This window comes from Kitasatospora sp. Root107 (assembly GCF_001424875.1).
Taxonomy (GTDB): Bacteria; Actinomycetota; Actinomycetes; order Streptomycetales; family Streptomycetaceae; genus Kitasatospora.
The window spans coordinates 105,251-114,235 of sequence record NZ_LMCT01000016.1 but is presented as its reverse complement, the minus strand read 5'-3'; the positions used below and the strand labels follow the sequence as shown (position 1 = coordinate 114,235).

Here is an 8,985-nt window from a genome sequence, read left to right as displayed (position 1 = left end):
CCCGGCACACCCACCGTGCACCCCAGCAGGCCGCTGATCGCCGCCGAGACCCGGCCGGGCCGGATCGTGGTCGGCGACCCGACCACCGGCCGCATCCATTTTCTGATCGGGGGCACCGAGTGACCAGCACCCAGAACGCGGCGTTCCGCGCCGCCGTCACCGCCACCGGGTTCGTCCTCGACGTGCCCGTGATCGGCGCGGCCGAGGCCGCCGAGCGGGTGCTCGAGTCCTGGCAGGACGGCGCCGAACTGCGCCGACTGCCGGACGGGCGCTGGCTGTTCACCCTGGCAGCCCCGATGGAGATCCGGGCCGACCGGGCTCCCGGGCTACCCGTGCTGCGCACAGGTACGGGCGGGTCGGCCGCAGTCGGAGCCGACGCCTCGCTGGCGACATCCGGTCAACTCGCCCTCGCCTCGGGTGGCCTGACGACCACTCAGGCCATCGCAGAGCTCGCCGAGTTGAACCCGTCCGACTGGCTCGACCTCTCCGGGCTCACGGTGCACCGCCCCCGGCCGGTCGGCGCCGCCGCACCCGAGGCCGCGCCCGTCGTCGAGGCCCTGCCCGAGAAACCGCGCCCCGACCTGCGGGCCGCGGCCCGCATCGCGCCCCCGACGAAGCGGACCCTGCGGCTCGCCGAGGACACCCCCGCGGGCTCCCGTCGCCGATTGTCCCGATTCCTGCCGCGGCTGCCCCGACTGCCGCAACTGCGCCCGCCGACCTGGCTCAGGCCGCTCGCCGTCGGCACGGCGGTGGCGCTGCTGCCCGGCCTGCTGCTGATCGTCGGGTCCACCCGGGTGAGCCTCGAGCACGACCCGCGCATCTGGGTGCTGGGGCTCGCGCTCGCCGTCGTCGTGGCGGTCGGCCGCTCCCGCAGACTTGCGCGGGAAGCCGCAGCGGCCACAGCTGCCGCCGCCTCCGGTACCGGCACCGGCACCGGTTCTGCTGCCGGGGCGGCGTCCGGTCGCGCGAAGCCGCGCCGACCGCTGTTCGGCCCACTGCTGGCCCGGCTGACGATGCGTACGGCGGGCAACCTGATCCGAGGTCGGCACGCGCGCTACCTGCGGGAGCTGACCAGGGCGTTCGAGCAGCGCCAGTGGGAGGACGCGCTGCGGGACGCGATCCGGCTGGCGGACGAGCGGTCGGCCGGCCAGGAGTCCTGGCTCACCCTCGGCCTGCCCCGCCGCCACACGGGCGAGCTGCGCGCCACGCCCCTGGCCGGCGAATCGGGTGCCTCGTCCCCGCTCTCCGGCCCCTCCGTGCACCAGCACCTCGCCGCGCTCTACCGCAGCGCCGCCGAGGACCTGGAGCGTGCGGGCCGGATCGACGAGGCCGCCTTCGTCCTCGCCGACCTGTTGGACGCCCCRGCCGAGGCCGTCGCGCTGCTGGCCCGGCACGGCCGGCCTGCGGCGGCGGCCGAACTGGCAGAGGGCCGTGAGCTCGCCGCCGACCTGGTGGTCCGCCTCTGGTGGCAGGCGGGCGAGCGCGAGCGGGCCGTCCGGACGGCACATCGCCGGAGCGTCTTCGCCTCGGCCGTCGAACGCCTCTCGACCGAAGACCCGGACGCCGCACGCGAGTTGCGCGCCGCCTGGGCCGCACACTGCCGGGACTCCGGCGACCGCCTGGGCGCTGCCGAGGTGCTCTGGCCGGACGAGTCCCTGCGTCCCTCGGCGGCCGCTGACCTGCGCGAAGCGGTCGCCCTCGGCGGGGCGACCCGCAGCCGCGCGCTGCCCTACCTGCTGGCGCTCGGCGCGGGGGATGCGACCCGCGCGCTCGCCCTGGCCGTCCTCGACAGCGAGGGCGACCCGACCGTCACCGGACGGTCGGTGCTGGCCGCCGGACTGGCCCGACTCCCCGCCGCCGACCCGGCCGTGGACCGCGAACTCGCCACGGCGGCGGCCCGCTCGGTGGTCCGGGACGGCGGCTCAGCGGCTGCTGGGCCGGGCCGACCCGCTGGTGGCGGCCGACCTCGCCAAGCCGCACCGCCCGGCCCCGCACGGCGTGCGCGCCGCCGCCGTGCACAGCGCCGCCGACCGCCCCGGCACGCTGCCAGTGCTGGACGCGGCGGTGCTCGGCTCCGGCGCCGTCCTGGTCGCCTGCGGCCAGGCGGGCGTCCGCCTGCTCACCTCCGACGGCCGCACCAAGGCCCAATGGGACGTGCCCGCCGACCAGTTGGTGCTCGCCGACCACGGCGGCTCCGCACTCCTGGTGGCGGGCTACGGACAGACCAGGGAGATCAGCCGACTGGATCTCGCCACCCGCACCGTCCGCCCCTGGACGACGCTGCGCGCCCGGCAGATCGCCGGCTCCTACGACGGCCGCCACTTGGTCACGGCCGACGGCGACGGCATCCTGGTACTGGACACTCTCGCCCCCGGGCCCACCGTGGTCTGGCGCGAACTCGGCGGCACCGAGCGGCTGGTGGGCACCGTCGCCCGTACAGCCGACAAGTGTTCGGCCGTCGTGGTCTCGCCGCTGCCCGACGGCTCACCGCTGGTCGAGCTCTGGCGCTGGGACCTGCCCGGCTGGGAGCTGCGCTCCCGGATGGTGCTGGACGCGTTCCACCCCGACCACTGCGTGCCGCTCGCGAGTGCGGGGCTGCTCACCGCCGTACCGCAGGTGGCTGACGAGCCGTCCGGGCCTGACGGGGCCTCGGACCGGACCGTCCTGAGCCTGGTCACCGGGCTCCCGCCCACGCCCGCCCGCGACCTCGCGGGCATCGCGCCGTCGGGCCCGATCGGCGACGGCGACCACTGGGCGCTCCCGGTGCCCGACCCGGCCGGCACCGGATTCCTGCTCCACACGGGCAGCGGCGCGGGCCCGGCCCCGACGGCCACCGTCCTGTTCCCGGCGGCCGACCTCCGCCACACCCCGGGCCTGCGGCGGCACGCCGACGCGGTCACCTACTGGCACCGCTCCGGCCGCATCCTCGCCACCACTCCGGACGGCGCCACCGTGCTCGCCAACCTGCGCGTCACCGGCACCCGCTGACGAAGGTGGTGAAGCTCTATCTGGCCCGGCCCGACAGCGCCCTCCCGCGCCCGGTCCGCTGGCTGGCCGGCTTCGCCGTGCGGGACTCCTTGTCCGCCCACAGGTGGACGAGGAGCCTCATCCGGTCGCATGACCCGTCTCCTCCGTTGAGTTGACGTTCCGTCAGATGCCCGAGCCTAGATTCGGAGGCATGAACAGACGCCTGACCGCCACCGCCGCCCTGCTCGCCGCTGCTCTCGCCCTGCCGCTGGCACCCGGTATCGCAGGCGTCGCCACCGCCGCCCCGGCCACCGTTCAGCAGGCCCGCACGAAGCTCGAACTCCCGCGTCCCACCGGCCGGTTCGCCGTAGGCCAGGACGTCATGCACCTGGTGGACCGCAGCCGGGTCGACCACTGGGCGAAGTCCGGCCCGCGCGAGCTGATGGTCACCATGTACTACCCGGCCCGCCCGGGCACCGGCCACGCCGCAGGCTACCTCGGCACCGAAGAGGCCCGGCTGCTGCTGGCCTCCCGGCGCCTGGATCAGCTGGTCCGCGCCGACGTGCTGGCCCGCACCCGGGTCAGCTCCCGCGCCGACGCCCGCCCGCTGGGCGGCCGGTACCCCCTGGTGGTGCTCTCCCCTGGCTTCGGGGTGCACCGGGCCAGCCTGGGCGCACTCGCCGAGGATCTGGCCTCCCGGGGCTACGTGGTGGCCTCCGTCGACCACGCCTACGAGAGCGCCGGCACGGCCTTCCCGGGCGGTCGGATGCTGGAGTGCATGGCCTGCGAGCAGCTGGGCGAGGACGGACGACCCGTCACCGACGGCCGGGCGGCCGACGTCTCGTTCCTGCTGGACCGGCTCACCGGGCGTCACCCTGCCTGGCACGGAGCCGAGTTGATCGACCGACAGCGGATCGCCATGGTCGGGCACTCGATCGGCGGAGCGGCAGCCGCCGCCACCATGTCAGCCGACCGCCGGGTCCGGGCCGGGGTCGACCTGGACGGCAGTATCTGGTCCCCCGCCGATCTGGGCGGCCGCCCGTTCCTGCTCCTGGGCGCCGAGAGCTCGCGCCCCGGTGGCGACCCGACCTGGGACGCGAACTGGCCCCGCCTGGACGGCTGGAAGCGCTGGCTCACCGTCACCGGCTCGACCCACTTCACCTTCACCGATCTCGCGGTGCTCGGCGACCAGTTGGGACTGCCCGACCCCACCTCCTCGCTCACCGGCGCCCGTTCCACCGAGCTGACCAGGCGCTACGTCGGTGCCTTCCTCGACCTGCACCTCAAGGGCCGCCCCCAGCCGCTGCTGGACGGCCCGTCAGCGGACGCTCCCGAAGTACTGTTCCACCGGCCGTGAGCGCCGCCACCGCCGCTCTCCTCCTGCGCGAACACCCGCAGTCCGCCCCGAGCCGTCTCGCAGAGTGAGAAATCGCCTCGGCCGCGGCGGGCACCCGCTGCTAGAACATGACCCCATGGAGAACATCAAGATCCGCGCCGCGACCCTGCCCGAGGTACCTGGCCTGCTGACCTTCTGGTCCCGGGCCGCCGAGGGCACCAGCATCACGGACGACCAGGCGGGCGTCGCGCGGCTGATCGAGCGTGACCCCGAGGCCCTGATCGTGCCGAGCTGGACGGACTGGTGGTCGGCACCGTGATCGCCGGCTGGGACGGCTGGCGGGCATCGCTCTACCGACTCGCGGTGCTCCCCTCGCACCGGCGGCAGGGCATCGCCAAGGCACTGCTGGCCGCCGCCGAGGACCGCTTCGTCACCCTCGGCGGCCGCCGGGGCGACGCCATGGTCCTCGAGGACAACGAGCGCGCCCATCACACCTGGACCGCCGCTGGCTACGAACGCGAGGACCGCTGGCGCCGCTGGACCAAACCGCTGACCGCGAGCTGAGCCCACCCGGACGTACGTCACCTCGAAGGACACGGCGGCTGACACCCCGTCAGGTGGCGTAGGGTCTGGGCACCAGCGCCGGTCTGGTGCAGTGGGAAGGCAGAGCATGAGTTCAGCCGTTGTCGACACCGCAGCCCTCCAGGAGTTCGTCCGGGCGCAGACCCGGCTCGCCCCGGTACCCTTCGTGCCCGAAGTGCAGCTGCACCAGGCAGCCGAGGCCATCGGACTGTGGGAGCGGACCGAGCAGGCCAAGGGCGAGATCGGCCTGCCGCCACCGTTCTGGGGCTTCGCCTGGGCAGGCGGTCAGGCGCTGGCCCGGTACGTGCTGGACCACCCGGAGCTGGTAGCCGGGCGCAAGGTGCTGGATCTGGCGGCCGGTTCGGGGCTGGTCGCGGTCGCCGCCGCACTGCGTGGCGCGGCCGGGGTGACGGCGGTCGAGATCGACGCCTACGCGGTGGCCGCGATCCAGATCAACGCCGAGGCGAACGGCGTGGCCGTGGACGCCCGCTGCGAGAACCTGCTGGACGGCGACGGCGCACCGGCCGAGGTGGTGCTCGCCGGCGACGTGTTCTACCAACGCGCGATGGCCGAGCAGGTGCTGCCCTTCCTGACCCGGGCCGCCGCCAGGGGCGCGGTGGTCCTGGTCGGCGACCCCGGCCGGGCGTACCTGCCCCGGGCCGCGTTCGGCTCGGTGGCTGTCTACGAGGTGCCGACGGCGGCCGACCTGGAGGACCGCCCGGTGAAGACGACGACGGTGTGGCGCTTGGGAGACTGAACCCGCCGACCGGCGGGGCTACGTACCGTTTTCATACCGAACAGGTGATGAGCTGCGGAAACGCTCGCGGGCCGGTGGCCCGCCGAGTAGCATCCGGCTCACGCCCTCCGGCGCCCGTACCCCGTGTCGCGCTGCCCGGTCGGCTCGTCACGCGGGGGCACGCACGAACGGCTCCGCGCACTCGGTACGCGCGCCACTGCTGTCGCGCGATCTGCGGAAGGGCAGCGACTTGGCGGATCGGCTCACCGGAGGAGACTCCTCGCTGCTGCGTCGGATCAACGCTGCGGTGACCCTGCGGGCACTCCGGGACGGACAGGCGGTCACCCTCACCCAACTGGTGGGCGACACCGGGCTCTCCCGGCCCACCGTCGAAGGCGTGATCGAGGGCCTGCTCGAGGCCGGACTCGTCGCCGAGGTCGAGCAGTCCCAGGACGGCGGCCGCCAGCGCGGCCGCCCCGCCCGCTGGTTCAGGTTCCGGGCGGAGGCCGGGCACATCCTCGGCATCGAGATCGGGGTCCACGAGATCCGGGTCATCCTGGCCGACCTGACCGGCCGGGTGCTGGGCACTCACGCCAAGGCCGCGGCCGAGACCCTCGACCCGGAGGAGCGGCTCACCCTGACCCGCGCCACCGTCGCCGAGGTGCTGCGCAAGGCCGGGGTCTCCCGGGACAGCCTCTGGGCGGTCGCGGTCGGCAGCCCCGGCATCGTCGACCGCGAGGGCACCGTCAAGCTCGGCACCGCGATGCCCGGCTGGACCGGACTCGACCTCGGCGCGCGGCTGCGCCGCTCGTTCCGGTGCCCGGTGATGATCGAGAACGACGCCAACCTGGCCGCCATCGCCGAACACTGGCAGGGCGCAGCGGTCGGCAAGGGCGACCTGGTCTTCGTGATGGCCGGGCTCAGCCCCGGCGCCGGTTCGCTGATCAACGGTCGGCTGCACCGGGGGTTCGGCGGCGCGGCGGGCGAGATCGGCGCCCTGCACCTGCTCGGCCAGGAAGCCACTCCCGAGCGCCTGCTCTCCACCACCGGCAAGCCGCTCGACCCGCTGGACGAGGCCGCCGTGGCCCGGGTGCTCCGGCTCGCCCGCGAGGGCGACCAGGTGGCCCAGGTCGCGATGGACCGTTTCCTGCGCCGGCTGGTGCACGATGTCGCCGCGCTGGTGCTGGCCCTCGATCCGGAAATCGTGGTGGTCGGCGGCTGGGCGGCCGGTCTTGACGGTGTGTTGGAACCGCTGCGCGAGCAACTGGAGCTCTACTGCCTCCGGGCACCCGAGGTGGCGCTCGCCGCACTCGGCGAGGAGGTGGTGGCGATGGGCGCGCTGCGCGTCGCGCTGGACACCGTCGAGGAGCAGCTCTTCGCCGTGGACTCCCCTGGCGCCTCGGCCCGCTGACACGACGGTGCCCCCGATCCGTCCGGACTGGACGGATCGGGGGCACCGTCACGTTGTCAGGAGGCTGCGCCGACCGGCTGCTGGGCCTCGACCGGGGTGACCTCGACCAGACCGGTCTCACCGAAGGTGAGCTTGCAGGTGTCGGCCCGGTAGGTGGAGACGGCGACGGCGGCCAGACGGCCGGCCGAAGCGTACTGGCTGGTGACGATCAGCACCGGGGTGCCCGGCGGGCGCTCCAACAGCGCGGCCTGGTCGGCCTCAGCGACGCCGAGCTCGACCGAACGCGACTCACCCTCGATGCCGAGCCGCTCCAGCCGGCGGAGCACCGAACGGGCCGGGTCGCCCTCGCCGCCCACCACGTGCGGGACGGCGGGCAGCTGCGGCAGCACCGCGTCCGGGACGTGCAGTGACTCGGTGGCCATGATCTGACCCTGCACCAGGCGCAGGCGGCGGACGGTGTGCACCGTCTCCCCCGGCGCGATGCCGAGCGCCAGCGCGATCTGGGCGGAGGCCGGAGCGCTCACGCAGTCGACACTGCGCCAGGACTGGCTGCGGGCGGCGCCGGGCCAGCCCTCCTCACGCCGGCTGACCGGGACGCCGACCCGGGGGGCGGCGATCAGGGTGCCGATACCGCGCCGGCGGACCAGCCGCCCTTCCAGCTCCAGCTGGTCGAGCGCCTGCCGCAGGGTGGCCCGGGCCACGCCGAACCGGGAGGCCAACTCCCGCTCGTTCGGGAGGATTTGACCGGTGGAGAACTCCGCGTCGATGGTGCGCACCAACACCGTGCGCAGGTGCCAGTACTTCGGCTCCGGTACTGCCGCGAGCTGTCCCTGCCCCACCGTGTCCTCCACCCTGAAGGACGCCGGGCCTGCCCCACGCCCGATGTTCCGGCAGGTGGGAGGGGCGGGCTTTATCCGTCCTTCTTTATTAAAGGTCTTTGCAGTAAGGACCCTAGGGGGTGGTCGCGGAGATGGTCAAGACCAATGGCGCCGCTTGACGGCGATCGAACAAGGCTTCACAGGTCGTTCACGACGCGAAGCAACCCGGCACTCCCGGGCCCGACCGGCCGGATACCCTTCCCGGGTGACAATCGTGACTTCGGTGAACGTGAACGGGATCAGGGCAGCCGCCAAGAAGGGCCTGCTGGAGTGGCTGGCGACCACCGAGGCGGACGTGATCTGCCTCCAGGAGGTACGCTCCGAGCCCGGCCAATTGCCGCCCGAGCTACGGGACTTGACCGGCTGGCACGCTGTCTGGGCGCCGTCCGCCAGCAAGGGCCGGGCCGGCGTGGCGATCCTTTCCCGACAGGCGCCCACCCGGGCCGCGATCGGTTTCGGTTCGGCCGAATTCGACATTTCGGGCAGGTATGTCGAAATCGACCTTCCCGGCCTGACGGTCGCCAGCCTCTATCTCCCCTCCGGCGAGGTCGGCACCGAGCGCCAGGACGAGAAGGAACGCTTCATGGCCGAGTTCCTGGTGCACCTCACCGAACTCCGCAAGCGCGCCGAGGCCGACGGCCGCGAAGTGATCGTCTGCGGCGACTGGAACATCGCCCACCGCGAAGCCGACCTGAAGAACTGGAAGGCCAACCAGAAGAGCGCCGGCTTCCTCCCCGAGGAACGCGCCTGGCTCACCCGCGTCCTCGACGAGGTCGGCTACGTCGACGTGGTCCGCACCCTCCACCCCGACCAGGAGGGCCCCTACTCCTGGTGGTCCTACCGCGGCCGCGCCTTCGACAACGACTCGGGCTGGAGGATCGATTATCTGATGGCCAGTCAGAAACTCGCGAGCAAGTGCGTCAGGGCCTACGTCGAGCGGGCCGCCACCCACGGGGAACGCTGGAGCGACCACGCCCCCGTCACCGCAGAGTTCGATCTCGACACCAACTGACTTACGGGTATGGGTAGTTGAGAGAACATCAGGCGGCCCTGGTGTGCGGAGCTCCGCACACCA

The 8,985-nt window shown here is 73.6% G+C and carries 7 protein-coding genes and 1 pseudogene; 7 read left to right on the top strand and 1 reads right to left on the bottom strand.

The window, feature by feature from the left end:
• The first annotated feature begins 119 nt into the window (after positions 1-119).
• From ASC99_RS16900 to ASC99_RS16875, 6 genes and pseudogenes are all read left to right on the top strand, one after another.
• Entirely contained in the window at positions 120-2,624 is a 2,505-nt protein-coding gene (locus ASC99_RS16900; protein ID WP_162257888.1) for a bpX6 domain-containing protein, read from the top strand.
• Complete coding sequence (locus ASC99_RS39430; protein ID WP_057232907.1) at positions 2,542-2,988, top strand: hypothetical protein; 447 nt, start codon at positions 2,542-2,544, stop codon at positions 2,986-2,988. The genes ASC99_RS16900 and ASC99_RS39430 overlap by 83 nt, the downstream gene beginning before the upstream one ends.
• 190 nt (positions 2,989-3,178) lie before the next feature.
• Positions 3,179-4,324: an acetylhydrolase gene (locus tag ASC99_RS16890; RefSeq protein ID WP_057232905.1), complete on the top strand. Its 1,146-nt coding sequence runs from the start codon at positions 3,179-3,181 to the stop codon at positions 4,322-4,324.
• 115 nt (positions 4,325-4,439) lie between these two features.
• A pseudogene (locus ASC99_RS16885) lies at positions 4,440-4,867 on the top strand (GNAT family N-acetyltransferase).
• Between the two features lie 106 nt (positions 4,868-4,973).
• Positions 4,974-5,642, top strand: coding sequence for a methyltransferase (locus tag ASC99_RS16880; protein WP_057232903.1), 669 nt, complete (start codon positions 4,974-4,976; stop codon positions 5,640-5,642).
• Between the two features lie 229 nt (positions 5,643-5,871).
• Positions 5,872-7,032, top strand: coding sequence for an ROK family protein (locus tag ASC99_RS16875; protein WP_057232901.1), 1,161 nt, complete (start codon positions 5,872-5,874; stop codon positions 7,030-7,032).
• Between the two features lie 56 nt (positions 7,033-7,088).
• On the opposite strand, the gene ASC99_RS16870 is transcribed toward ASC99_RS16875, so the two are convergent.
• Positions 7,089-7,871 (bottom strand): GntR family transcriptional regulator, encoded by a 783-nt coding sequence (locus ASC99_RS16870; protein WP_057232899.1) that lies wholly within the window; start codon positions 7,869-7,871, stop codon positions 7,089-7,091.
• 244 nt (positions 7,872-8,115) lie between these two features.
• Here ASC99_RS16870 and ASC99_RS16865 point away from each other — a divergent pair, with 244 nt between their 5' ends.
• Positions 8,116-8,922 carry an exodeoxyribonuclease III gene (locus ASC99_RS16865; RefSeq protein ID WP_157531588.1) on the top strand — a complete coding sequence of 269 codons (807 nt, stop codon included), beginning with the start codon at positions 8,116-8,118 and terminating at the stop codon, positions 8,920-8,922.
• Positions 8,923-8,985: the final 63 nt, after the last annotated feature.

Excerpts from the sequence above, each read along its gene's own strand:
- ASC99_RS16880 (WP_057232903.1), top strand. The coding sequence starts at position 4,974 with ATGAGTTCAGCCGTTGTCGACACCGCAGCCCTCCAGGAGTTCGTCCGG.
- ASC99_RS39430 (WP_057232907.1), top strand. The coding sequence starts at position 2,542 with ATGGTGCTGGACGCGTTCCACCCCGACCACTGCGTGCCGCTCGCGAGT.
- ASC99_RS16890 (WP_057232905.1), top strand. The coding sequence starts at position 3,179 with ATGAACAGACGCCTGACCGCCACCGCCGCCCTGCTCGCCGCTGCTCTC.